This is a genomic window from Vogesella fluminis, assembly GCF_014652335.1.
Taxonomy (GTDB): domain Bacteria; phylum Pseudomonadota; class Gammaproteobacteria; order Burkholderiales; family Chromobacteriaceae; genus Vogesella; species Vogesella fluminis.
This window is the reverse complement of record NZ_BMYP01000005.1, coordinates 60,325-85,443: the sequence shown is the minus strand read 5'-3', so window position 1 is coordinate 85,443 and position 25,119 is coordinate 60,325. Positions and strand designations below refer to the sequence as shown.

22 protein-coding genes are annotated in these 25,119 nt (G+C 65.5%); 14 read left to right on the top strand and 8 right to left on the bottom strand.

What is annotated here, in order from left to right:
- The first annotated feature begins 23 nt into the window (after window positions 1-23).
- Window positions 24-2,891, top strand: coding sequence for an adenosylcobalamin-dependent ribonucleoside-diphosphate reductase (locus IE083_RS02985; protein WP_189352149.1), 2,868 nt, complete (start codon window positions 24-26; stop codon window positions 2,889-2,891).
- Between the two features lie 125 nt (window positions 2,892-3,016).
- Here the strand turns inward: IE083_RS02985 and IE083_RS02980 are convergent, their stop codons facing one another.
- Window positions 3,017-3,205, bottom strand: coding sequence for a vir-repressed protein (locus tag IE083_RS02980; RefSeq protein WP_189352148.1), 189 nt, complete (start codon window positions 3,203-3,205; stop codon window positions 3,017-3,019).
- Between the two features lie 327 nt (window positions 3,206-3,532).
- Between IE083_RS02980 and IE083_RS02975 the strand changes: the two genes are divergently transcribed.
- From IE083_RS02975 to IE083_RS02965, 3 genes are all read left to right on the top strand, one after another.
- Entirely contained in the window at window positions 3,533-4,243 is a 711-nt protein-coding gene (locus IE083_RS02975; RefSeq protein WP_189352147.1) for a helix-turn-helix transcriptional regulator, read from the top strand.
- Window positions 4,244-4,546: 303 nt separating this feature from the next.
- On the top strand, window positions 4,547-6,862 hold the full coding sequence (locus IE083_RS02970) for a VCBS domain-containing protein (protein ID WP_189352146.1): 2,316 nt from the start codon (window positions 4,547-4,549) through the stop codon (window positions 6,860-6,862).
- A gap of 439 nt (window positions 6,863-7,301) precedes the next feature.
- Complete coding sequence (locus IE083_RS02965) at window positions 7,302-8,564, top strand: MFS transporter (protein WP_189352145.1); 1,263 nt, start codon at window positions 7,302-7,304, stop codon at window positions 8,562-8,564.
- A gap of 12 nt (window positions 8,565-8,576) precedes the next feature.
- On the opposite strand, the gene IE083_RS02960 is transcribed toward IE083_RS02965, so the two are convergent.
- Window positions 8,577-8,906: a hypothetical protein gene (locus IE083_RS02960; protein ID WP_189352144.1), complete on the bottom strand. Its 330-nt coding sequence runs from the start codon at window positions 8,904-8,906 to the stop codon at window positions 8,577-8,579.
- A gap of 55 nt (window positions 8,907-8,961) precedes the next feature.
- Window positions 8,962-9,732: a sulfite exporter TauE/SafE family protein gene (locus IE083_RS02955; protein WP_189352143.1), complete on the bottom strand. Its 771-nt coding sequence runs from the start codon at window positions 9,730-9,732 to the stop codon at window positions 8,962-8,964.
- 94 nt (window positions 9,733-9,826) lie between these two features.
- Between IE083_RS02955 and IE083_RS02950 the strand changes: the two genes are divergently transcribed.
- Entirely contained in the window at window positions 9,827-10,006 is a 180-nt protein-coding gene (locus IE083_RS02950; protein ID WP_189352142.1) for a hypothetical protein, read from the top strand.
- On the opposite strand, the gene IE083_RS02945 is transcribed toward IE083_RS02950, so the two are convergent.
- Complete coding sequence (locus IE083_RS02945) at window positions 9,998-10,495, bottom strand: hypothetical protein (RefSeq protein ID WP_189352141.1); 498 nt, start codon at window positions 10,493-10,495, stop codon at window positions 9,998-10,000. The two genes, IE083_RS02950 and IE083_RS02945, sit on opposite strands and share 9 nt — an antisense overlap.
- A gap of 36 nt (window positions 10,496-10,531) precedes the next feature.
- Here IE083_RS02945 and IE083_RS02940 point away from each other — a divergent pair, with 36 nt between their 5' ends.
- The 6 genes from IE083_RS02940 to IE083_RS02915 all read left to right on the top strand — a co-directional run bounded on the left by IE083_RS02940 (window position 10,532) and on the right by IE083_RS02915 (window position 17,333).
- Entirely contained in the window at window positions 10,532-11,641 is a 1,110-nt protein-coding gene (locus IE083_RS02940) for a hypothetical protein (protein ID WP_189352140.1), read from the top strand.
- A 189-nt stretch (window positions 11,642-11,830) separates the two neighbouring features.
- The gene (glyA, locus tag IE083_RS02935; RefSeq protein WP_189352139.1) at window positions 11,831-13,078 is read left to right on the top strand and encodes a serine hydroxymethyltransferase; all 1,248 of its coding nucleotides are present in this window, start codon (window positions 11,831-11,833) and stop codon (window positions 13,076-13,078) included.
- A 207-nt stretch (window positions 13,079-13,285) separates the two neighbouring features.
- A complete protein-coding gene (gene nrdR, locus IE083_RS02930; protein WP_189352138.1) occupies window positions 13,286-13,741 on the top strand; it encodes a transcriptional regulator NrdR in 456 nt (151 codons plus the stop codon).
- 41 nt (window positions 13,742-13,782) lie between these two features.
- Entirely contained in the window at window positions 13,783-14,895 is a 1,113-nt protein-coding gene (gene ribD, locus IE083_RS02925; protein WP_189352137.1) for a bifunctional diaminohydroxyphosphoribosylaminopyrimidine deaminase/5-amino-6-(5-phosphoribosylamino)uracil reductase RibD, read from the top strand.
- Window positions 14,896-15,099: 204 nt separating this feature from the next.
- On the top strand, window positions 15,100-15,750 hold the full coding sequence (locus IE083_RS02920) for a hypothetical protein (protein ID WP_229799566.1): 651 nt from the start codon (window positions 15,100-15,102) through the stop codon (window positions 15,748-15,750).
- A gap of 98 nt (window positions 15,751-15,848) precedes the next feature.
- Window positions 15,849-17,333, top strand: a complete 1,485-nt coding sequence (locus IE083_RS02915) for a carboxypeptidase M32 (RefSeq protein WP_189352136.1) — start codon at window positions 15,849-15,851, stop codon at window positions 17,331-17,333.
- An 81-nt stretch (window positions 17,334-17,414) separates the two neighbouring features.
- Here the strand turns inward: IE083_RS02915 and IE083_RS02910 are convergent, their stop codons facing one another.
- Window positions 17,415-17,993, bottom strand: coding sequence for a cold shock domain-containing protein (locus IE083_RS02910; RefSeq protein ID WP_189352135.1), 579 nt, complete (start codon window positions 17,991-17,993; stop codon window positions 17,415-17,417).
- 79 nt (window positions 17,994-18,072) lie between these two features.
- Window positions 18,073-19,497: an aminotransferase-like domain-containing protein gene (locus tag IE083_RS02905; protein WP_189352134.1), complete on the bottom strand. Its 1,425-nt coding sequence runs from the start codon at window positions 19,495-19,497 to the stop codon at window positions 18,073-18,075.
- A 309-nt stretch (window positions 19,498-19,806) separates the two neighbouring features.
- Here IE083_RS02905 and IE083_RS02900 point away from each other — a divergent pair, with 309 nt between their 5' ends.
- From IE083_RS02900 to IE083_RS02890, 3 genes are all read left to right on the top strand, one after another.
- The gene (locus IE083_RS02900) at window positions 19,807-20,415 is read left to right on the top strand and encodes a LysE family translocator (protein ID WP_189352133.1); all 609 of its coding nucleotides are present in this window, start codon (window positions 19,807-19,809) and stop codon (window positions 20,413-20,415) included.
- 1 nt (window position 20,416) lies between these two features.
- Window positions 20,417-21,130 (top strand): aspartate/glutamate racemase family protein, encoded by a 714-nt coding sequence (locus IE083_RS02895; RefSeq protein ID WP_189352132.1) that lies wholly within the window; start codon window positions 20,417-20,419, stop codon window positions 21,128-21,130.
- A gap of 86 nt (window positions 21,131-21,216) precedes the next feature.
- Window positions 21,217-21,963, top strand: a complete 747-nt coding sequence (locus tag IE083_RS02890; RefSeq protein ID WP_189352131.1) for a substrate-binding periplasmic protein — start codon at window positions 21,217-21,219, stop codon at window positions 21,961-21,963.
- 12 nt (window positions 21,964-21,975) lie between these two features.
- Here IE083_RS02890 and IE083_RS02885 read toward each other — a convergent pair whose 3' ends face one another.
- Window positions 21,976-23,139, bottom strand: coding sequence for a benzoate/H(+) symporter BenE family transporter (locus IE083_RS02885; RefSeq protein ID WP_189352130.1), 1,164 nt, complete (start codon window positions 23,137-23,139; stop codon window positions 21,976-21,978).
- A 22-nt stretch (window positions 23,140-23,161) separates the two neighbouring features.
- On the bottom strand, window positions 23,162-25,093 hold the full coding sequence (mutL, locus tag IE083_RS02880) for a DNA mismatch repair endonuclease MutL (protein ID WP_189352129.1): 1,932 nt from the start codon (window positions 25,091-25,093) through the stop codon (window positions 23,162-23,164).
- Window positions 25,094-25,119 lie beyond the last annotated feature (26 nt).

The window sequence follows — 25,119 nt, the reverse complement described above, 5'->3', positions numbered from 1 at the left end:
ACACCACATCTAGCGGGGGCGGCATGAACCGGGAAAACAGCATAACGTTTGCGGAACAGGATATTTCACGCGAGGTACTGCTGGAGAAATATACCAAGAACGGTGAGCAGTCGGTCAGCGAAGTACGCCAGCGCGTGGCGCAGGCCCTGGCCGGACTGGAGCAGGACCCGCAGCGTTTTGCCCCGTTGTTCTACGAGGCACTGGATGGCGGTTTCATTCCCGGCGGCCGCATCAACTCTGCCGCCGGCACCGATCTCAAGGCCACGCTGATCAACTGCTTCGTGCAGCCGGTGGGCGATGCTGTGTCCGAGTCCGAAAACGGCAAGGTCGGCATTTATGAGGCACTGCTGCAGTCGGCCGAGACCATGCGTCGCGGCGGCGGCGTCGGCTACAACTTCAGCCGTATCCGCCCCAAGGGCGCACGGGTGAAGGGCACCAACAGCCGCGCCTCCGGCCCGGTATCGTACATGCGCGTGTTCGATCGCAGCTGCGAGACGGTGGAATCCGCCGGCGCGCGTCGCGGCGCGCAGATGGGGGTGCTGGACGTGAGCCACCCGGACATCGAAGCCTTCATCCACGCCAAGGACGGCGGCGACCTGGCCAACTTCAACATGTCGGTGGGCGTGTCCGATGCCTTCATGCAGGCGGTGGATAGCGACAGCGACTGGCAGCTGACCCATGCGGTGGCACCGGCCAGCGAGGCATTCCCCGACAGCTACCAGCGCGAGGACGGACTGTGGGTGTACCGTAGCGTGCGTGCCCGCGACTTGTGGCAGCAGATCATGGCCTCGACCTATGACCACGCCGAACCGGGCGTGCTGTTCATGTCCAAAATCAACGCCGACAACAATCTGTCGTACTGCGAGGTGATCGAGTCCACCAATCCGTGCGGCGAGCAGCCGCTGCCGGATTACGGCTGCTGCGACCTCGGCTCCGTCAACCTGTGCAAGTTCGTGCGCCAGCCGTTCGGCGAGGCGCCAAGCTTTGATTTCAAGGCCTTCGAGAAGGTGGTGCGCACCTCGATCCGCATGCTGGACAACGTGCTGGATCTTACCGTGTGGCCGCTGGCGGAGCAGCAGCGCGAGGCGCAGAGCAAGCGTCGTGTCGGCCTCGGCTTCACCGGCCTTGGCGACGCGCTGATCATGCTCAAGGTACGCTACGACAGCGAGGAAGGCCGCAGGTTGGCCGCAAGCATCTCCGAGCACATGCGCGACGCCGCCTACGATGCGTCGGTGGATCTGGCCATCGAGAAGGGCGCCTTCCCGCTGTTCGACGCCGATAAATACCTGGCGGCGCCGCACTGCGCCAGCCGCCTGCCGGACAAGATCAAGGCGCGCATTCGCAAGCACGGCATCCGCAACTCGCACCTGCTGTCCATCGCGCCGACCGGCACCATCTCGCTGGCGTTTGCCGACAACGCCTCCAACGGCATCGAACCGCCGTTCAGCTGGTACTACACCCGCAAGAAGCGCATGGCCGACGGCACGCAGCAGGAATACCTGGTCGAGGACCACGCCTACCGCGTCTACCGCATGCAGGGCGGCGACACCAATGCGCTGCCGGAGTACTTCGTCAGCGCGCTGCAGATGAGCGCGCTCGACCACATGCGCATGGTGGCGGCGGTGGCGCCGTACATCGACACCGCCATCTCCAAGACCGTCAACGTGCCGGCCGACTACCCGTTTGCCGACTTTGAAACGCTGTACCTGGAGGCGTGGCGCGCCGGGCTGAAGGGCATCACCACCTACCGCCCCAACAGCGTGCTCGGTTCGGTGCTGTCGATTGAGCCGACACCGGCCGCCAGCCAGCAGCTGCCGCAGGACTTGGGCAACCAGAACGACCCGGACCGCCGCATCACCCTCAACACCGCGCCCAGTCCCGCTCTGGCCAGCCTGAAATGGCCGAACCGGCCACGCCTGAAGCACGGCAACCCGTCGTGGACCTTCATGGTGGAAGGCGAAGAGGGCGACTTTGCGGTGATGGTCGGCCATATCGATGGCCAGAACACGGGCGATGCCGCATTGCCGTTCGAGTGCTGGGTCAACGGCGACGTGCCGCGCGGCCTGGGCGCCATTGCCAAGACGCTGTCGATGGACATGCGCTGTCGCGACCGCGCTTGGCTTGCCGCCAAGCTGGACGCACTGGCCGCCACCCGCGGCGACCGCCACTACCGCGCCGAGCTGGGCGACGGCCCGGTAGGTAGCAGTGCCGCCGCCGCCGCACTGGGCCGGGTGGTGAAATACCGTGTCGAGCAGCTGGGCGCGCTGACGTTGGCCGCAGGCGATGCCACGCCGGTGATGGACGCGCTGTTTGCGCGCAAGGAACCGAAATCCGGTACCGACGGCACCATCAGCTGGTCGGTGGATGTCAGCAATCCGCAGACTGGCGATGATTTCGTGCTGTTCGTCAAGGAGCTGGTGCTGCCCAACGGCCAGCGCCGGCCATACTCGATGTGGCTGGCCGGCCACTACCCGCGCGAGCTGGACGGCCTGTGCAAGATGCTCAGCCTCGACATGCGCGTGATCGATCCGGCATGGATCGGCATGAAGCTGCGCAAGCTGCTCTCCTACGCCGAGCCGCAGGCCGACTTCTTCGCCCGTACCCCGGGCAGCGACAAATCGCAGAGCTGGCCATCGACCGAAGCCTACCTCGCGCGGCTGGTGATCCACCGCTACGCCATGCTCGGCATCCTCAGCGAGGATGGGGTGCCGGTGGAAGACATGGGCGTCATGGTACCGGAGCAGGGTGACCTGTTTGAAAGCGCGGTGGTGAACGTGGCGACGGCGCCGATGGCGGGCAAGGCCTGCCCGGAATGCGGCAACCGCGCGCTGATCAAGAAGGACGGCTGCGAATTCTGCACCGCCTGCGGCCACGTCGGCGCCTGCGGCTGAGCGTAGCGGCAACTGAGCCGCTGACAAGGCCAATGGCCACTCCCTGACACAGCACCGCCCCCGGAATCATCGGGGGCGGTGTTGTTTTGTGGCTTCACCATTCAGGCCAGCGTTGCGGCCAACCTTTAGCAACGGCCCTTCATTGCCTGGCCCGGCGGGCAGAAGCCGCCGTGGCGGTGGTGATGGTGGTCGTAAGCCGGCTCGATCACGACCGGCTCCAGCACGATGGGAGCACGCAACTTGACGCGTGCTGGCTGCACCACACAGGCTGACAGGCTGCCGGCGGCGATCAGGGCGAACAGGATGGTTTTCATGATGGTTCTCCTTATGGTGGTGGCGGGCAGCCATGTATCACGACACCGGGATCAAGGGCCGCTATCCGCTACCCGCGGTGCTGCGGATACGGTACGCCGTGGTGCCGTCAGCTACGCCAATGGCCAGTCCTGATTCAGCATAATCGAAGCCATTGCCGTCAGATAGCCGGCATTTGCTAACAAATATTAATCGTGTACAGCTTGTGTGACGCTGCTGGCTTCCTGTGGCGCAAGGCCGCCAGGCAACGCTTTGCGGTGGAGGCGCTGCCGTTTTGGCATAAGCTGAAGCAGGCACGCCGCACGGCGTGACAGCGAACGGGGGCGACGATGACGATGCAGATGCAGCAGAGCCTGGCGGCAGACGGTGCGGATACCCCGCTGCGGGTATTCGCGATCAGCGATTTTCCGCTGCTGCTGGCGGCGCTGGCCACCCTGCTGGCGGCGCAGGCGCCACGGCTGGTGCTGGCCGGTACCGCCGCGGCCACGCCGCCGCCGCTGGATGCGCTGGCCGCCGCCGACAGCGATGTCGTACTGCTGGATCTGGATGGCGACGCCGCCCCGGCCCTGGCGCTGATCCGGGCGCTGGCCGCGCGCGGCGGCAAGGTGCTGTTGCTGACGCGGCAGCAGGAACGGGCGCTGCAGGATCGCGCCATCATGCTCGGCGCCCGCGGCCTGCTGACGCGGGATACGGATACCGCGCAGCTGCTCACCGCGATCGAGAAGGTCCGCCACGGCCAGCTGTGGCTGGACCGCGACGCCACCGGGCGCATCTTCGGTGCGCTGTCGCGCCATGGCGGCATGCCGCTGCCGGACGCCGCCAGTGTCGTGCCGCCGCCACTGAGCGAGCAGGAAAAGAAGATCGTCGCCATCCTGATGGCCAACAGCGGCGAGCCGGCCAAGCTGATCGCCGGCAAGCTGCACATCAGCGAGAGCACCCTTCGTAACCATCTGACGGTAATTTACAAGAAGTTCGGGGTGAGCAATCGCCACGGTCTGCTCGGCTACGTGTTGCAGCACGGCCTGCTGCTGCCCGCCTGAGCTGCTGCTGCCGCCTTGCGGGAGTTCTCTCCAGGCCATTCCAGAGCTTGCTCCTGCCAATAACGGGATGTTTCTCCCGTAGATTAAAAAGTCGCGCTTACTACACTTCCTATGTCATGACCGGTTCCGGTGCCTCTGCGCCATGCCGCCAGCCTGATGCGCCGGGCGCATTCTGTATGCCCATCCGGGCAAGGTTGGCCGCAAGCCCGCCGCCGCTCATGCCACCGATTCCACCGCACTGGCCCGCATGCGCAAGCGGCGCGCTCGTCATCCGGCCAGCGCAGATCATTCAGGGAGAACATCATGGCCATCAGCAGCGTTTCCTACACCAAGACACCGCAAGCCGGTGACGATTACTACTGGTACGCCGAGGATGAACTGCTGGCGGCCAGTAACTACGACAGCAGCAGCAACGTGCTGACCCTGAATGTGATGAGCAATGATCTGGGCGGCAACGCGAAGAGGCTGTACTCCATTGATGATGGCAGCGGTGCGCTGACCGACCTGCTGACGAGCAATGTCACCACCAGCTGGGAAACCACGCTGGGCGACAACCAGATCCGCATCAACGCCGGCAAGATCGAGTTCAAGTTTGCCGAAGCGCCCGACTCGCTGGCAGAAGGCGGTGAGCTACGGGATTCTTTTGTCTACGCCATCCAGCTGGGCAACGGCACCATCAGCTACGCCACGGTAAGCGTAACGGTGGTCGGCAGCAACGACGGCCCGCGTGTCAGCTCTGCCGTCGCCGCTGGCGGCTACGAAGGTGATGCTGACTTTGAGGTCGACCTGCTGCAGGGTGCCAGCGACATCGATACTGGCGAGACCGCCACCCTGCAGGCCAGCGGACTGAGCTTCAGCGTCAACGGCGGTGCGCCTTCGGGCACGCTGCCCGCCGGTTTGACGCAGGCCGGCAACAAGCTGCTGGTCGATGCCGATGGCAGCGCTTTTGACCACCTGGCCGCCGGCGCAACCGAAGTCATCACCGTCAGCTACTTCGTGGAGGACGTTCATGGTGCCAGCGTGGCGCAGACCGCGACCATTACCATCACCGGCACCAACGATGCACCGCTGGCGGTCGCCGATACGGCCGACGGTACCGAAAACCAGCTGCTCACCATCGACGTGCTGGGCAACGACACCGACGTCGACGACGGTCACGTGCTGAGTCTGGTCAGCGCCAGCGCACCGGCCGGCATGGGCAGCGCCAGCGTGGTCGGCGGCCAGCTGCAATTCGATCCGGGGACCGACTTCGACCACCTGGCCAAGGATGCGGTGGTACACGTCACCCTCAGCTACACCATGACCGACCAGTTCGGCGCGACATCGAGCAGCACGGTGGATGTCACCGTCACCGGTACCAATGATCTGGCGAGCATCACGGGGACTAGCAGTGGCAGCGTGCAAGAGGCCACCGCCGCCGCTGCCGGCGTGCCGACTACCGGCGGGGTGCTGCTGCTTAGCGATGTCGATGACGGCGAGGCGGTGTTCCAGCAACCGGACAGCCTGGACGGGGTGTACGGCAGCTTCACGCTGGATACCGGCAGCGGGGTGTGGAGCTATCAGCTGGACAACAACAGGGCGGCCACCCAGGCGCTGAATACCGGCACCACGGTCTACGACACGCTGCTGGTGAAGTCCTACGATGGCACGGCGCAGCAGACCATCACGGTCTCGATCCAGGGCGCGACCGATAACTCGGCGCCGCAATTCCTCAGCAGTGGCGTGCTGGTCAGCATGTTCGAACATTTGCTGAACTCGGCAACAAACCCGACCGGTTTTGCCTCCGCGCTGCTGGGCAGTGTCCTGGCCAGTGATGCCGATGGCAATGCCTTGAGCTATAGCCTGCTGTCGGATGCATCCGGCGGGGCGTTCCAGATTTCGGCCGGCGGCGCGGTATCGGTCAAGGATCTGTCGCTGCTCGATTACGAGTCGGCGGCGCTGATTCCGGGTGGTGGCGGTGCCCGGGGCTATGCGCTGGAGGTGGCGGTCAGCGACGGGATTGCGGCTCCGGTGACCACCACCCTGTATGTCGAGGTCAAGAACGTGACTACCGGGCTGATCGGCAGCAATCAGACAGACTATCTGGATGGCGGTAGCGGGGGCGAGAGCCTGATCGGTGGAGGGCAGGCGGATGTGCTCTTCGGCGATGGCGGCGATGACACGCTGACAGGCGATACCGGCACCGGTGCCGAGAAGGCCGACCAGCTGTTTGGCGGTGCCGGCAACGACAAGCTGTTCGGCAATGGTGACAGCGACATGCTGCGCGGTGGTAGCGGCAACGATGAGCTGACCGGCGGCACGGGCAGCGACACCTTCGTCTGGTCGCTGGCCGACATTGCCGGCGGGCCTTACACCGACACTGTCAAGGATTGGGGGGCTGGCGACAAGCTGGACCTGCTCGACCTGCTGCAGGGCGAGCATGCCAATGCGGGATCGCTGGATGCGTATCTGGATTTCAGTTACGCCAGTGGCAATACCACCATCGCGGTTCACTCCGCCGGGGCCGGCACGGCGGTGGCGCAGTCCATCGTGCTGGAGGGTATCCAGCTGGCCGGCGCCGACGATCAGGCCATCATCAGCAATCTGCTGAGCAGCAGCAAACTGGTGGTCGATGTCTGAGAACGTGTTCGCGATCGGCTGCGCGTCGGCGATACGGCGTTGAAAACACCTTCGGAATGCTCATTTACTACTTGTAAACTCCGCTTCCTCAGGCGTTTTCGCCTTGTCTCGCTCTGGCTCGCGAGATCGTGAACACGTTCTGAGTAAGGAGAGAATTGTGGTCATGGTCCTCTGCGCGAGAGGGGGCTTGGCCGCCGGGCGCTAACCGGCACGAGGGGGAGAACAAGGTTGGCCGCAGTGTTGCGGCCAACCTTTTCATTTTTTTGTCCTGGCGGAATGGCTGCTCGACAGGATCGGCACAAGGTTGGCCGCAAGCCGCCCGCGCCGCGCGCGCAACAAAGCGGTTTGGGTATGGCCGTACCGGCGATATGCTATGCGTTTGGCCTGATGCCGGCGGCGCGCTGCCGCGGCGGGTGGGCCGTTTCCTGGATAAACAAGCATGGCTCTTCCCGTAATGCCCTCCGGCGTGGCGCATCTGCGCCTGATCCTGCTGGCCATCTGTCTGGTGGCGTTGATGAGTACCGCCGGGGTGGCGATGCCGTACCCGATCCTGGCGCCGATCTTCGTCGATGCCGCCGCCGACGGTTTCAACCACTTTGCCGGCCTGCCGCCCAAGCTGCTGCTGGGCATGGCGCTGGCCGCCAACCCGCTGGGCATCCTGATCGGCAGCACCTTCATCGGCGCGCTGTCCGATCGCCTCGGCCGGCGCCGCGTGCTGCTCAGCACGCTGTCGCTGACCCTGCTCGGCTACCTGCTGACCGCGTGGGCGCTGGATTTGCGCTGGTATCCGCTGTTCGTGTTCGCGCGTTTCCTCACCGGTCTGACCGAGGGCAATGTCGCGGTGGCGCGCGCCATCGTCGCCGATCTGCACCCGCAGCTGGATCGCACCCGCAGCTTCGCCATCCTCAACGCGGTGCTGTACATGGGCTGGCTGGTGGGGCCGATGATAGGCGGTTTCACCCTGCCGCTGGGCGAACCGGTGCCGTTCCTGATCGGCGCGCTGACGCTGCTGCCGTGTCTGGCGATCCTGCTGTGGGTGCTGCCGGAAACCGGTCGCGCCGCCGGCTTGCAGGGCGTGTCGCTGTGGCAGACGGTGCGGCAGCAGCAGGCGTTCCGGTTGTTGCAGCAGGATGCGCTGCTGGCCGGGCTGTTCTGGATGCAGCTGCTGTTTGCGCTGGGGGTGAACGCCTTTTACGAGTTCTATCCGCTGTGGCTGGTGGAGTTTGCCGGCCTCGGCAGCAGCGGCATTGCCTGGGTCACCGCCGGGCTGTGCCTGATGATGTCGCTGGCCAGCACCGTGTCCGGCAAGCGCGGCCTGCACCATGATCCGCTGCGCCAGGCGCGCCAGTCGGCGGTGGTCTTCGCGCTGGGGCTGTTGCTGCTGTCGCTGTTGCCGGACGGCCCCGGCGTGGTACTGGTGGTGTTGCTGGGGCTGCCGCTGGCGATCTACAACGCGGTGCTGCCCAGCTGGTGCGCGGAGCGTTTCGAGCACCACGGCCAGGGCAGCGTGATGGGGCTGCTGTCGACCATCTTCTGCATCAGCAATGTGCTGATCGCGGTGATCGGCGGCCTGCTGACGCTGCTGGACACGCGGCTGACGCTGGCGCTGGGTGCGCTGATGTGCGTGCTGGCGGTGGTGCGCCTGAACCGGCTGATCCGCCAGGCGGCGCGCCGCCCGCAGTTGGCCGGCGCCGGGAGGTGAGCGGGCGGGCGTTTACGGCGCACGCGCCTTGTCCGGCAGCTCGGGGATATGGGCATTGAGTTGCTGCAGCAGTGCCTGCGAACGCAGGGTATAGGGCAGTGCGATACAGGTCAGGTTGCTGGCGAGGATGCCGGTTTCTTCCAGTTCGCCGTGATTGAGCACGGTGATGCTTTCGCAGATGCCGATCAGGTAGTCTGGCCGCCCCGGCTGCAGTTTGTCGACATTCTGCGCGTCGCGCGCCGCCTCGTCGGCCATCAGCCGCTCATCGCGGGCACGGCTGAAGTTGTTGCTGGAGATGACAGCCCTGGATACCAGGCCGGTAATGCACTCCGGCCATGCCATTGCGGCCAACCTTGAACCCAAGGTTGGCCGCAATGGCATCAAGCAAAACAGGTTCTTACAGCACCAGCTTGGCGCCGATCAGTGCCATCATCAGCGCCAGTGCCGGACGCAGCCAGCGCTCGGCGACGCGGCGGGTCAAGTGGCTGCCGAGCCAGATGCCGGGCAGTGAGCCGATCAGCAGTTGCGCCAGCAGGCCGTAGTCCATATTGCCCATGCTGGCGTGGCCCAGGCCGGCGACCAGGGTCAGCGGCACCGCGTGGGCGATCTCGGTGCCCACCAGGCGTGCGGTCGGCAGCAGCGGGTACAGCGCGAAAATGGCCAGCGTGCCCAGCGCACCGGCTCCGATCGAGCTGAGCGTAACGATCACGCCCAGCACCACGCCGGTAAACACGGTGGCCCCTGCCGGGATATAGCCCTCCGGCCGTACCGGCATGAAGCGGGAAATCTGGCTCAGTATCCATGGCTTGAACAGGATCGCCAGTGCGGTGAGGATCAGCGCGAAGCCGAGCATCACCTTGATCAGGCTGTTGGCGGCCTGGGTATCCAGCTGCAGGTAGTGCAGCACGATCACGGTCAGCAGCGATGCCGGCACGCTGCCGATCGCCAGCAGCCTGGTGATGTGCCAGTCGATGTGCTTGTGCTTGTGGTGCACCCACACGCCACCTGTCTTGGTGATACAGGCGTACAGCAGATCGGTGCCGACGGCGGTAGCCGGATTGATGCCGAACCACAGCAGGATGGGCGTCATCAGCGAACCGCCGCCGACGCCGGTCAGGCCGACGATGAAGCCTACTGCCAGGCCTGCAATGATGTAACCCGGGTCCATGCTGTCCGCTTTCTGCCAAATCGTGATCAGACAGCCATGCTAACCGAAGGGTTTATAACCGCTTAGATGTTTTAAGAGATTAGTTATTCAGTAAATGAATAAGCTGACCGTGGCTCACGCCACGCTGCCGCGCCAGTGCCGCACGCCGGGGATGGCCGGCCTGCCGGCGGGCCGGAAAATAAAACGGCATCCGGCAGAACTTTTTGCGGGCAGGCGTGACCAAGACATAGCAAGCGTCGTCCTGACGTTTTCTCCTCTGATTGTTTCACATTGACTTGGCCGCGCCGCGCAAGCTGGCGCGGTTTTTTTGTTCATTTTTAATTGAAATCGAACTTTTCATGTTCATTTCCGAGTGCTGTGGCGCAGCAGGCGGAACCGGGTGGCGGGCATGGAACGGCCTTCTGTTGAAGGCAGCGGACATTGACGGGATACACGCGGCAAGGCAGGAAGTGTCACTTGCCGGGCGTGGTGGCAAGTAATTGATTATTATGGGGAATGAAACAGGCAAAAAAATTGCGCGGGGTTTTACGCCCGCGCCAAGTCTACAAAGGAGAAATAGAGGAGAAACTATCAAGAAGCAATTGCTGCATCCCAACGAGTACGGATTATCCGGATCGCCCTTGTAGCTGTCAATGTATACAATCTGCAATACCGCAAAAAATATAACATTCTGTCGCGCTTTGAACACAATGCATGTTGGAAAGTGAAAATCTAGCGCTTGCTTGTTGTGCTTGGTGCGGCGCATCACACCAAGCTGTGCCACAATATCGTCTTTGCCAGCTATGTCCGGTTGCCAGTGATGAACGATATTTCCCTGCAGTTGCCCGATCCGCGTCAGTATCCCGAATCTTCTCCCTCCAACATGTTGATCCACTACACGCAGGCAGTCGTGAATGCGGGTGGCGAGGACGAGCGTGCGGCATGCCGTGCATCGTTGCGCACGGCCCTCGCCGGGATGCTGGAGCGCGAGGAGCTGTTATCGCTGTCCGTTGCGCTGGCGATGGTGACCTCGCAACAGATCTACCGCGAGTTGTGGAACGCGCTGCGCGATGCCGCCGAGCGTCCGGACAGCGGCCGCCATGCGGTGATCTTCGCCGTGCCGCTGGTGCTGGTGATCGGCAGCAAGGGCAAGGCCACGCTGCCGGAGCGCATCGCCGACGTCGATACCCTTAATGCCCTGTTCCGCCTGCACGGCCTGTTTGCCGACGGCGCCGAGGTGTTCCTGTCCGGCAAGCTGCTGCATCCGGACAGCGTGATCGGCATCCATTCCGCGCAGATCTACCGCTACACCCGCCAGCTGGTGGACGCCGCGCGCGGCCTGCCGCTGGAGTTGCCGGCGGCGCCGATCGTGGCCAAGGACGAGGGCGTGTTCCTGCGCTACCTGGTCGGCGTGGCGATCCGCGAAGAGGGGGCCGAGCCGCCGGTGAAACTGGGCGGCAATGTCGGCGCCTGGGGTGTGCCGGTGATGAAGTTCATCGGCGAACAGCTGAAGACCGAGGGCGTGACCCTGTTCCCGATCCCGCGTCCGCCGATGCCGCTGATGCAGGCCATCGTTGCGGCCAACTTTGCGCGTCTCGAAGTCGCGCTGCAGGTATTTGCCAGCACCCAGATCCGCCAGCTGCGCGACCTGGGCCAGGAACCGGTGGCGATCATGTCGGCGCACGACAACGGTGAGCTGCACATCACCGTGTCGGCCACCGGCAACGAGAAGGACTGGGGCGGCTTCGTGTGGCCGCTGGCGGCACAGGACGACGTGGCGCAGATCGAGACCAACTTCCGCCTGCTGATGGCGGAGTGCCAGGTCGGCGACGTGCGCGTGGTGGACGGGGTGCAGCCGGAAAGCCGCGACGGTATTCCGCTGTTCTTTACCGCCGACGACTGGCCGCCGCAGCCGGCAATCCTGCAATAAGCCCTTGAAATGGCAGGCCCGGCATGAAACGCTTTCATGCTGTTCCTGCCATTTGTTCATCACGGCGCCGCGCCGGATGAGGTAAAATAGCCGCCTTGCAGTGTTGACGTTTGCCCTGGCGCCGCCGCGCGACAGGTTAAACGCCAACACTGCCTTTTAGTTCAAACCCTCCAGATGGAAGAGTCAACGATGTTTGCTGATCTGAAAATTGCCCAGTTTGACCCGGAACTTGCAGCTGCGATTGATGCGGAAGTCCAGCGCCAGGAAGACCATATCGAGCTGATCGCGTCCGAGAACTACACCAGCCCGGCCGTGATGGAAGCCCAGGGCTCGCAGCTGACCAACAAGTATGCCGAAGGCTACCCGGGCAAGCGCTTCTACGGCGGTTGCGAGCATGTTGACATCGTCGAGCAACTGGCCATCGACCGCGTCAAGCAGCTGTTCGGTGCCGAATACGCCAACGTGCAGCCGCACTCCGGCTCGCAGGCCAACCAGGCGGTGTACTTCTCCATCCTGAAGCCGGGCGATACCGTGATGGGCATGAACCTGGGCCACGGCGGTCACCTGACCCACGGCTCTTCGGCCAACCTGTCCGGTAAGCTGTTCAACATCGTCGCCTACGGCCTGAACGAGAACGAAGAGATCGACTACGACGACATGGAGCGCGTAGCGATGGAAACCAAGCCGAAGCTGATCATCGGCGGCGCCTCCGCCTTCGCGCTGCGCTTCGACTTCGAGCGCATGGGCCAGATCGCCAAGAAATGCGGCGCCTACTTCATGGTCGACATGGCGCACTACGCCGGCCTGATCGCTGCCGGTGTATACCCGAACCCGGTGCCGCACGCCGACTTCGTGACCTCCACCACCCACAAGACCCTGCGCGGTCCGCGTGGCGGCCTGATCCTGGCCCGTGCCGAGTTCGAGAAGTCGCTGAACAGCAACGTGTTCCCGACCCTGCAGGGCGGCCCGCTGATGCACGTCATCGCCGGCAAGGCGGTAGCGTTCAAGGAAGCGCTGACCCCGGAATTCAAGGCCTACCAGCAGCAGGTGCTGAAGAATGCCGACGCGATGGCCAAGACCCTGACCGAGCGCGGTCTGCGCATCGTATCCGGCCGCACCGAGAGCCATGTGTTCCTGGTTGACCTGCGCGCCAAGGGCCTGACCGGCAAGGTGGCCGACGCCGCACTGGGCAAGGCGCACATCACCGTCAACAAGAATGCGATCCCGAACGACCCGGAAAGCCCGTTCGTGACCTCCGGCATCCGTATCGGTTCGCCGGCGATCACCACCCGCGGCTTCAAGGAAGAAGAAGCCCGCATCGTCGCCAACCTGGTGGCCGACGTGCTGGACAACCCGACCGACGAAGCGGTACTGGCGCGCGTGGCCAAGGAAGCCACCGAGCTGTGCCACCGTTTCCCGGTGTACGGCAAGAAGTAAGTCACCGTTTCCGACGGTAGACAGCAAAGCGGCCTGCGGGCCGCCTTTTTCATGCGGCCAACGTTGGCCGCAGCGTGGGCCGGCATGGCGGTGCCGGGCGGGCCGTGGCTGACAGCCGGCCGCTGACGCTGCGCTGCGGCACGGGCTGCGCGGCAGGGCCGATTGCTGATAACATCAGGCTATTGAAACCAGCAGGATTGTAAAGCCATGAAATGTCCGTTTTGCGGCTGTGCCGATACCCAGGTGGTTGATTCGCGAGTCAGCGACGACGGTGCCAGCATCCGCCGCCGTCGCCGCTGCGCGACTTGCGAGAAGCGCTTCACCACCTTCGAGACCGCCGACGTGCGCATGCCGCAGGTGGTGAAATCGGGCGGCCACCGTGCCGAGTTCGACGAGCAGAAGGTGCGCACCAGCTTCCTGCGCGCGCTGCACAAGCGGCCGGTGTCCACGCCGCTGGTCGACGAGGCGATAGACCGCATCTGCCAGCGCCTGCTGCAGCTGGGCGAGCGCGAGGTGCAGAGCCGCCAGATCGGCGAGATGGTGATGAACGAGCTGGCGCGGCTGGACAAGGTCGCCTACGTGCGCTTCGCCTCGGTGTACAAGAGCTTCCAGGATATTGCCGAGTTCAGCGACGCGATCAAGGAAATACAGAAGCGCGACTGAGAGTCGCCGCCGCTCGCGGCGGCATTGCCATGGAATTGCAGATGACCGTATTCACGGCTGAAGACCACCGCCACATGCAGCAGGCGCTGCGCCTGGCTGAGGCCGCCACCCGCCGCGCGGCGCCCAACCCCGGCGTCGGCTGCGTACTGGTCCGCGACGGCGCCATCATCGGCGAGGGCGCCACGCTGCAGGTCGGCGGCGACCACGCCGAGATCCAGGCGCTCAAGGACTGCTATGCGCGCGGACTGAGCCCGGTGGGCGCCACCGCCTACGTGACGCTGGAGCCGTGCAGCCACCACGGCCGCACCCCGCCGTGTGCCGGGCGGCTGATCGCGGAGAAGGTTGGCCGCGTGGTGGCGGCGATGGTCGATCCCTACCACGAGGTCGCCGGCCGCGGCATCGCCATGCTCAACGCCGCCGGCATCCCCGCCGCCGCCGGCTGCCTGCAGGCTGAGGCCGAGCGCGTGCATCGCGGCTTTCTGTCGCGGGTGACGCGGCAGCGCCCGTTCGTGACGCTGAAGGGCGCGGCGACGCTGGACGGCAAGACCGCGCTGCTCAATGGCGTCAGCCAGTGGATTACCGGTGCCGACGCGCGCCGCGACGTGCACCGCTTGCGTGCGGCCAACTGCGCCATCCTCACCGGCAGCGGCACGGTGCTGGCCGACAATCCGCAGCTGACGGTGCGCGAAGTGGCGTGTGCGCGCCAGCCGCTACGGGTGGTGGTGGATGGCGCACTGCAGACGCCGCCGGACGCCGCGATCTACGATACCGCCGTGGCGCCGACCTGGCTGGCCACCGCAGTGAGTGATGCGGTGCGGCACGCACCGTATCTTGCGCGTGGCGTCAGGCTGCTGCTGTGTGCGGCGGATGATGGTCGCGTCGATCTGGCGCGGCTGCTGCAAACCCTGGCTGCCGACGGCATCAACGAGCTGATGGTGGAGGCGGGCGCTGGCCTGAACGGCAAGCTGGTTGCCGCCGGACTGGTGGACGAGGCGGTGCTGTACCTGGCGCCATATCTGGCCGGCGACGCCGCACGCGGCCTGTTTGCCTGGCCGGCGCTGGCATCGCTCGATGACAAGATACCGCTGGCGGTCAACGACCTGCGCCTGGTCGGGCGCGATATCCGGCTTAGCCTCGCCTTCCCGCCGCGCTGAATGCGCGAGGCGCAAAGGTTGGCCGCAAGGGGGAAGTTTCCGATAATGGGAGGGTGGCGGCCCGGCGTGCCGGACGCCATCGATACCGATCAGTAATACCGCTGAAAATACGCTATGCTTGGCGCGCTTGGCCTTGTTGCCCGAACCGGTAACAAGGCCAATCTTGTATCTGGCGCTGTAGTTGTCATAAATGAGGCTGTCATCGTGGCTGATATTGCTGTCAGGGCGCTGGATGCGTACCTGAACCTGATCGAACAAAAAGGCGCAGCGGTGGAGGTGGTGCTGTTCCGCCGCAACATCCTGCGCCGGCTGGTGCAAATCCTGCGCGGCCAGCCGCGCAACCGCGATGTCTATCGCAGTGCGGTCAATGCGCTGCTGTCGATCTGCCCGCCCGGTGACCGCCCGGCAGCGATGACGGCGGCGCGCGAATACTATTATTTCTGGCTTGGCGATCTGCAGCAGCTGGCGCAGATGAATACCCGCGCCGGCTTTACCACCCACCATGTGCGCCTGCCGGTACTGGCCTCGTTTGCCGACCTGCAGCAGCGCATGACGGCAGAGGACTTCACCTGTTTCCCGCCATCACTCGATATCTATCTGGGCAAGCTGTACGAGCTGGGGGCCGATGAGGACGTGCTGACCGAGCGCACCGGGCTGATCAAGCCCTTGCTGTACCTGCTGCACGGCCAGACGCATCATCCGGACAGCTTCCGCACCGCAGTCGATGCCATGCTGATGCATCTCACCGACAGCTACGCGCGCGACAGCTTCCTTACCATCTCCCGCGAGTTTTTCTACTACTGGATGACCTTTCCCAACGCCGGCGTGCGCCAGAAGAAGGCCACGCTTGTTTGATTGTTGCAGGTTTTTTGTGTGCTTTGGCGTGGCAGGATGATTGATTGCTGCCGCTTGTGCTGGCATCATCGGGCAGAATATTCCAAGAAAGCCACGAAATGACCAATCCAGCTTATCAGCAAGCCGTTGCCGTTTTTACCCGTTTGTACCGCTACCAGCACCTGGCCGCCATCGCCGGCTGGGACCAGGCGGCGATGATGCCTCCCAAGGGCAACGAGGCGCGCGGAGCGGCGATGGCCGAGCTGCAATTGCTGATGCACGGCCTGCTGACCGATCCGCAGCTCAAATGCTGGCTGGACGAGGCCGGGCAGCAGGATCTGGGCGAATTGCAGCGCGCCTCGCTGCGCGAAATGCGCCGCAGCTGGCAGCACGCCAACCTGTTGCCGGCGCGGCTGGTCGAGGCCAAGGCGCTGGCCGGCAGCCGCTGTGAACACGCGTGGCGCGCACAGCGCAAGGCAGGCGACTGGCAGGGCTTTCTGGGCAACTTCCGCGAGGTGGTGCAGCTGGCGCGCGAAGAGGCGCAGCTGCTGGCCGACGCCAGCGGCAAGTCACGCTACGACGCACTGCTGGACAAGTACGAGCCGGGCATGAACAGCGCCGAGCTGGAGCGTATTTTCGGCGACGTGAAAAGCTGGCTGCCGGGGCTGATCCGCCAGGTGATGGACAAGCAGGCCGGCGAGACGCTGCTCGCGGCGCAGGGGCCGTTTGCGGTGGACAGCCAGCGCGCGCTGGGGGTGGAGATCATGGGCCTCCTGGGCTTCGATTTCGACGCCGGCCGGCTGGACGTATCGGTGCACCCGTTCTGCGGCGGCGTGGCCGAGGACGTGCGCATCACCACCCGCTACCGCGATGACGACTTCATGCAGAGCATGATGGGCATCGTGCACGAAACCGGCCATGCCCGTTACGAACAACGCCTGCCGCGCGAGCTGGTGCATTTGCCGGTGGGGCAGGCGCGCTCGATGGGCATCCACGAAAGCCAGAGCCTGTCGTTCGAGATGCAGCTGGGGCGCAGCCCGGCCTTCCTGCAGCTGATCGCACCGCTGGTGAAGAAACACCTGGGCGAGCAGCCGGCCTTCGATGCGGCCAACCTGGCGCGCATGTACAGCCGCGTGCGCCCCGGCTTCATCCGCGTCGACGCCGACGAGCTGACCTACCCGGCGCACGTGATCCTGCGCTTCGAGATCGAGCGCGCGCTGATCGAGGGCGACATCGAGGCGGACGACATCCCGGCGCTGTGGGACGAAAAAATGATGGCCTACCTCGGCGTCGATACCCGTGGCAACTACCGCGACGGTTGCCTGCAGGACATCCACTGGACCGACGGCAGCTTCGGCTACTTCCCCAGCTACACCCTGGGCGCCATGTACGCGGCGCAGTATTTCGCCACCCTGCGGCGTCAGCAGCCGGAGCTGGACGCGCGCATCGCCGCCGGCGACCTGGCGCCGGTGATGGGCTGGCTGGACGCCAACATCTGGTCGCAGGCCAGCCGCTGGGAAACCACCGAGCTGGTGCGCCGCGCCACCGGCGAGGCGCTGAACCCGGCGCACTTCCGCGCGCACCTGGAGGCGCGTTACCTGTAAGCGCCGGCACACGCCGGACGTGACTGCGGCCAACCTTGGTGACAAGGTTGGCCGCAGTGCTTTGAATGTGAGAGAGTTGGCTCAGTTGGCGAATTGCGACTCGCACGGCTCGCCATCGCTGTCGCCGTCCATCTTGGTGTCCGGGCAGTGCTGGATGAAGAACAACGCTTCCTCACGCGACCGCATTTGCGAGCAATGTTGGCGGCCATCGCAGCTGAAGTTTGTTGCGCTGTCAGCTATGGTAGACAGCTCAGGTTCGCCAGAGGATGTTGTTGCGGTAGCAGAAGAGCGTGTTGAAAAGCTGGCATAACCTGCGATGCCGGCAGTTACCAGCAGCATCAGCGCGATGCCAGGCAGCCGGCTGTTGTTGCGGGACTTGCGTGATGAAGTTGAGTTGCCACGATGGGAGTTGGTGCGCGCTTGTCCACGTGGCTGGTTGGGCTGAGGAATGAAGGCCTTGCCCTGTATCTGTCTAGCAGAGATCTTGCCGTTAGTTGCCTGCTGACGCTGATAGGACACAATAAAACCGATCTTGGGCCGTACACCATGCTGTGGACAATCAGAGATGTGGAAGAAAATTTCTTCCTTGGTATTGTCTTGAGTAATAAAACCAAAGCCTTTGTTGTCGTTCCAGCGACTGATTGTTCCGTGATAGAGCATGCGGGAATTCCCTGAGGGTTGGCTGCAGTATCCTCGATTGTAATGGCAGTTATGCCGTAAGGGAGATGTTGTCTCAGTATTAGCCACATTGACTTGCCAGCTCACCCACCCGCACCAGCGCGCTGACAAAGCGCTCGTCCAGCGGCTGGCAGCAGGACAGCCGCAGCGCGTTGCGGTAGCGGCCGCTCGGCGAGTACAGCGGCCCCGGCGAGATGCTGATGCGCTGCTGGATCGCCAGGTCGAACAGTTTCACCGTGTCGTAGCCCTCCGGCAGCTCCACCCAGACCAGGAAGCCGCCGCTTGGGTGGGTGGCGCGGGTGCCGGCCGGGAAGTGGTCGGCGATCAGCGCGCGCACCTTGTCGATGTGCAGCGTGTAGCGCCGCTTCAGCGCGCGCAGGTGGTGGTCGTAGCCGCCGGACTCCAGGAAGGCGCCCAGCGTCTCGCACAGCACCAGCGGCTCGGCGATGGAGGTGGCGAATTTCAGCTTGCGCAATTCCTCGGTGAAGCGGCCGCCTTCCAGCCAGCCGACGCGGAAGTCCGGCGCCAGCGTCTTGGTGTAGCTGGCGCAGACCAGCACCCAGCCGTCCTGGTCGAAGGCCTTCACCGCCGGTTGCAGCGCGTCGCCGAACTGTAGTTCGGCGTACAGCGCATCCTCGATCAGCGGCACCTGGTAGCGGTTCACCAGTGCGGCCAACCTTTTCTTGTGTTCGGTGGGCATGCTGCAGCCCAGCGGATTGTGCACATTGGGCATCGCGATGATGGCATTGAGGCGCTTTTCCGCCAGCAGCATCTCCAGCGCCTCCAGCGACAGCCCGGATTGCGGATCGGTGGGGATCTCCAGCGCCTTCAGCCCCAGGCTGGCGAACAGCGGCAGCAGGTTGAAGTAGGTCGGCGATTCGATGCCGACGGTGTCGCCGGGGCGGCACACCGCGCGCAGCGCCAGGTTCAGCGCCTCCATCGCGCCGTGGGTGAGGATGATGTTGTCGGCCTGCAGCGCCATGCCCAGCTCCAGTCCGCGGCGCGCGATCTGGGTGCGCAGCCGTTCCGAGCCCGGCGGCAGCGCGTAGTTGCTGACCAGGCCGGGGTTCTTGCGCAGCACCTGGCCCATCAGCCGCGCCAGCTTGGCGGCGGGGTAGAAGTCGCCGCCGCGCGGGCAGGCCAGCGCCATGTCGATGTAACCCGGCGTCTGCTGCGCCTTCAGCGCGGCGCCGATCAGGTCCAGCACCGCGCCGTCGGTGCCCTGTGCCGGACCGGCGGCCTGGCTGCTGCTGCGCGCCGGCGACGGCAGCCGCGAGCGCACGTAGTAGCCGGACTGCGGCCGCGCCTCGACCAGGCCGCGGTCTTCCAGCACGCGGTAGGCGGCGACCACGGTATTGAGCGACAGCTGGCGGCTGTGCGCGGTCTTGCGTACCGAGGGCAGGCGCGAGCCGGGCGGCAGGGTGCCCAGGTTGATGGCGCCGGACAGGTCGTCGGCGAGTTGCTGGTACAGGGTGGTGCTATCCATGGCGGCTTTCCGTAAGAACCTGTTCAATGGCTGCTGTGCTTTGTGGAACGTTACACGGTGAGTACGCCTTCGGCATGCGGCGTGCTCCCGTTGAATTCCGCTTCCCCTGTCGTTGTTGCCTTGTTTCGCGTGAGCGCGCGAGATTTGAACGGGTTCTAACGCGGGCATGACAGTGGGCGGGAGAACGGGGGGTGACAGTTGCCGGTAGGCTGCAACTGTCACCATGACAATAATAAATTCTTGGCACTGTATCCGGCAACTGCTGTTGGCTACGATGAAGCGGTCTACTACTTGTTGCGGGAGCGTGTGATGCTGGGTCTGCCTTTATTGAGTTACGTGTCGCTGATGTCGATCACGCCGGGGCCGAACAACCTGATGTTGGCCGCATCGGGGGTCAATTTCGGCTTTCGCCGCAGCGTGCCGCACCTGCTGGGCATCAGCATCGGCCACGGCGTGCAGGTGCTGCTGGTGTCGCTGCTGCTGGGCTGGGTGATGGCGTGGCTGGACGACTGGCGCCTGTTGCTGACGCTGGCCGGCTGCAGTTACCTGTTGTGGCTGTCGTGGCAGGTGTGGTTGGCGGGCGAGCCGCAGGCGAAGCAGTTGGTGCGGCCGATGGGCTTTGTCGCCGCCGCCGCCTTCCAGTGGGTGAACCCCAAGGCGTGGGTGATGGTGATCAACACCGCCTTGCTGTTCCTGCCGCTGCAGGCGCAGCTGTCGCACGCGCTGCTGCTGGCGCTGGCCTGTGCACTGATCAATTTCCCGTGCATCTGCATCTGGGCCGGGCTGGGCGAGGCCTTGCGCCGCCATCTGTCGCAAGCGGCGGCGCGGCGCTGGTTCAATGGCATCATGGCGCTCTCGATGGCGCTGACCGCGCTGTACCTGCTGTACGACGAATTGCAACTGGCCGGGGTGCTATGACATGACGGGACGACTGCTGGGACTGTTGGGCGGCATGAGCTGGGAATCGACCGCGCACTACTACGCGCAGATCAATCGCCGGGTGCGCGACGCCCGTGGCGGGCTGCACTCGGCGCCGCTGCTGCTGCACAGTATCGACTTCGCGCCGCTGGCCGAGCTGCAGCGCCAGGGCGACTGGGCGCAGGCCGCCGTGCTGCTGGGCGAGGCCGGCCGTGGCCTCGCGCAGGCCGGCGCCGGCGCGCTGCTGATCTGCAGCAACACCATGCACAAGGTGGCGGCGCCGGTGGCGGAGATGGCCGGCATTCCGCTGCTGCACATCGCCGACTCCACCATCGCCGCGCTGCGTGCGGCCAAGGTTGGCCGCGTCGGCCTGCTCGGCACCCGCTTCACCATGGAGCAGGATTTTTATCGCGAGCGGCTGCAGGCGGCCGGGCTGCAGGTGCTGCTGCCAACGGCGGCCGAGCGCGAGGACATCCATCGCGTGATCTTCGACGAGCTGTGCCAGGGCCAGGTGCTGCCGGCGTCGCGGGCGCGCTATCTCGACATCATCGCCGCGCTGCAGGCGGCGGGGGCGGAGGCGGTGATACTCGGCTGCACCGAGATCGCGCTGCTGCTGGACGGCTGCGAGGCCGCTCTGCCGCTGTTCGATACCACCGCGCTGCACGCGCAGGCCGCGGCGGCGTGGCTGTTGCAGCCAAGCAACGCCGCACGCTGAGCACAAGCCGGCTTTGCCGCTGGTGGGTGCGGCCAAGCATGCATCATGCTGTTACGCTTGGGGCTTGTTGCCATTGGGAGTCGCACATGTTCCGCAAACTGCTGGTGCTGGCCGCCATCACCCTGTCCGCCCCGGCTTCTGCCGCGGTCTTCACCTTGTGCGCCGAGGCGTGGCAGCCGTTCATCTATCAGAATGCGCAGGGTCAGCCGGTGGGGCTGGCCGTGGATGCGCTGGGTCGTGCCGCGCGTGCGGAAGGGCACCGCATCCGCTACCTGTTCATGGCGCCGGCCTCCTGCCTGCGGCTGATGAAGGAGCAGCGCGTCGATATCCTGGCCTTTGCCACTGCCGAGGGTAGCCCGCCGGGGTGGCTGCAGACACAGCAACCGCTGGTGTACTGGGTGCTCAATGCCTGGGTGCGTGCCGACAATCCGCTGCGCCACTATCCGGGGCTGGCACATTTCAGTGCGCAGAAGGTGGCCTTTGTCGATGTTTACGATTACCCGCCGGCCATCGCGGCGAAACGCGACTGGCAGCGCGTGCCGGCCAACGATTCCATCACCGCGGTGCGGCAGCTGGCGGTCGGGCGCGTGGACGTGATCTTCGAGGACGCGGTGGCGCTGCAGGATGTCGATCCGGCATTGCATGGCAAGATCCGGCGCCTGCAGCCGGTGGTGGCCAGCGTCGCACAGCCGTTCAGCTTCCGACCCGGCCTTGAGCTGTTGCGCGATGCGGTGGATGGTGAGGCGCTGCGGATGAAGGGTAACGGCGAGCTGGATGGCTTTTACCTGCGCCATTTCGGCAGCACGCTGGCGCAGGTCAGCGCCAGCCATTGATGCCCGGCCGGCTCAGGCCTTGCGCCGTGCGTTGAGGATCAGCAGCGCCAGCACGCCGCCTGCCAGCCCCCAGAACGCGGAGCCGATGCCGGCCAGCGACACGCCGGAGGCGGTAATCAGGAAGGTGATCAGCGCCGGCTCGCGCATCGCGTCGTCCTTCATCGCGGTGGCGAGGCCGCCGGCGATGGTGCCGAACAGCGCCAGCCCGGCGATGGCCAGCACCAGCGCCTTGGGAAAGGCCGCGAACAGCGCGCCGACGGTGGCGCCGAAAATCCCCAGCAGCAGGTAGAACGCACCGGCCGCCACGCTGGCCAGATAGCGTCGCGCCGGGTCTTCGTGCGCATCGCGGCCCATGCACAGTGCGGCGGTGATCGCCGCCAGGTTCACCGCGAAGCAGCCGAACGGCGCCAGCAGCAGGTTGACCACGCCGGTGCCGGTCATCAGCGCCGAGATCGGCGGCCGGTAGCCGTTGGCGTGCAGGGTGGCGACGCCGGGGATGTTCTGCGACGCCATGGTGACCATGAACAGCGGCAGGCCGACGCCCAGCAGCACGCCGGGGTTGAACTGCGGCGTGGTCCATACCGGTGTGGCCAGCGCCAGCGTGACCTCGCCCAACTGCAGCAGGCCAAGGTTGGCCGCAATGACGCAGCCGAGCAGCAGCACCAGCACGATGGCGTAGCGCGGCAGCAGGCGCCTGGCCAGCAGGTAGGCGACGAACATCGCCAGCACCAGCGTAAGCTCCCCCTGCATCGCGGCGAACACGTTGATGCCGAACTTGACCAGGATGCCGGCCAGCATCGCCGCCGCCATCGGCAGCGGGATGCGGTTGAGCGCCTTCTCGAACCAGCCGGTGACGCCGGCGAGCACGATCAGCGCCGCCGAGAACACGAAGGCGCCGATGGCCTCCGCCATGCTGACGCCGGACAGCGAGGTGATCAAGAGCGCCGCACCCGGTGTCGACCACGCGGTTACCACCGGCACCTTGTAGCGCAGCGACAGCCCGATGCAGGTGATGCCCATCGCGATGCCCAGCGCCATCAGCCACGAGGCGATCATCGCCTGGCTGGCGCCGGCGCTGCGCGCCGCCTCGAAGATGATGGCCGCCGAGCTGGTGTAGCCGACGAGGACGGTGACAAAGCCGGCGCTGAGGGCGGGCAGATCGCGACGTTGCAGCATGGGGACTCCGTGAAGGCGCGCCTTAGCGGCCGCGCATGAACAGGTTGTCCAGGTCGCGCATCGACAGCCGCGACCACGTCGGCCGGCCGTGATTGCACTGGCCGGAGCGTTCGGTGGCCTCCATGTCGCGCAGCAGCGCGTTCATCTCGGTCAGGGTCAGCTGGCGGTTGGCGCGCACCGCGCCGTGGCAGGCCATGGTGGCCAGCAGCTCGTTGCGGCGCTCGGTCAGCACCTGGCTGAGGCCGATCTCGCGCACGTCCTTCAGCACCGCGCGCGCCAGCTCCACCGGGTTGCCGTCCTGCAGCCACACCGGCACGCCGCGCACCGCGATCTGCGTCGGCGACAGCGGCGCCAGCTCGATGCCGAGGCGCTGCATCTCGGCGCCGTGTTCGTGCGCGGTGGCGACCTCGAAGCGGTCGGCGGCAAACGACACCGGCAGCAGCAGGGGCTGCATCGGGATCGTGTCTTGTTCCAGCGCGTTCTTCAGCCGTTCGTAGACGATGCGCTCGTGCGCGGCGTGCATGTCGACCACGATCAGGCCGTCCTCGCACTGGCTGAGGATGTACACCCCGTGCAGCTGCGCCAGCGCAAAACCGAGCGGCGGGATGCCGTCGCTGGCGTCGGGCAGGGCGGCAAGATCGGCCGCAGCCAGCGGCGAGGGCAGGGGGCTGCCGGTCGTCGTGCTGCTGACCGGCGGCGTCAGGCCGCGTTCTTCCTCGCGCAGGCCGGCGAACTGGCGCTGGTAACCGCCGATCGCCTCGCGTGCCACGTGCAGCGGCATCGTCTGCTGTTCGTAGCGCGGCTGCTGGAACGGCATCCGCTGCGGGCTGTCGCCTGCGCGTGCGGCCGCGGCGGCCGTGCCGAAGGCGGCGAGTGTGTCCTCGTTGCGGCCAACGTTGGCCACAATAGTCGTGTCATTGCCTGCCGGCTGGCCATCGTCCAGCGTCACCGCCGGGCTGGCGCCGGCACTGGTGCTGGCCAGCGCCTTGTGGATGCTGTGGAACAGGAACTGGTGGATGCCCTGGCTTTCGCGAAAGCGCACCTCGATCTTGGTCGGGTGCACGTTGACGTCGACGTTGGTCGGGTCTAGCGTGAAGAACAGCGCGTAGGCCGGATGGCGGTCGTGGTGCAGCACGTCGCGGTAGGCCTGGCGCAGCGCGTGCTGCGCGATCTTGTCGCGCACGAAACGGCCGTTGACGTAGAAGTACTGCGCGTCGCGGCTGGCCTTGGAGTAGGTCGGGCTGGCGACAAAGCCGGAGAGCGTCAGGCCGGCGGCGCCGGTGTCGACCGGCAGCGAGGCCTCGACGAAATCGCGGCCCAGGAGCGCGCCGACGCGTTCGGCCAGGCTCTGCTGCGGCAGGCGCCACACCACCTTGCCGTTGTGGCGCAGGATGAACTCGACCTGCGGGTGCGCCAGCGCGATGCGTTCGAAGGTGGCCTCGCAGTGCGCGTATTCGGTGTTCTCGCTCTTCAGGAACTTGCGTCGTGCCGGGGTGTTGAAATAGAGGTCGACGATCTCGACGCTGGTGCCGGGCGCGTGCGCGGCCGGCTCCACCGGGTGCAGGGTGCCGTCGATGGCGACGATCTGGTGCGCGTGCTCGGCGTCGTGCGGGCGGCTGGTCAGCGTCAGCCGCGACACCGAGGCGACGCTGGCCAGCCCTTCGCCGCGAAAGCCGAGGGTGGCGACGTTTTCCAGATCGTCGAGGCTGCCGATCTTGCTGGTGGCGTGGCGGTCCAGCGCCAGCGGCAGGTCGGCATCGGCGATGCCGCCGCCGTTGTCGGTGACGCGGATCAGCTTGATGCCGCCCTGCGCCAGGTCGACGCTGATGCGGTCGGCGCCGGCATCAAGGCTGTTTTCCAGGATTTCCTTCAGCGCCGACGCCGGCCGCTCCACCACCTCGCCGGCGGCGATCTGGTTGACGAGGTGGTCGGGCAGTTTCTGGATGCGTTTCATGGTGTCAAAACCTTGTTTGCCACAGA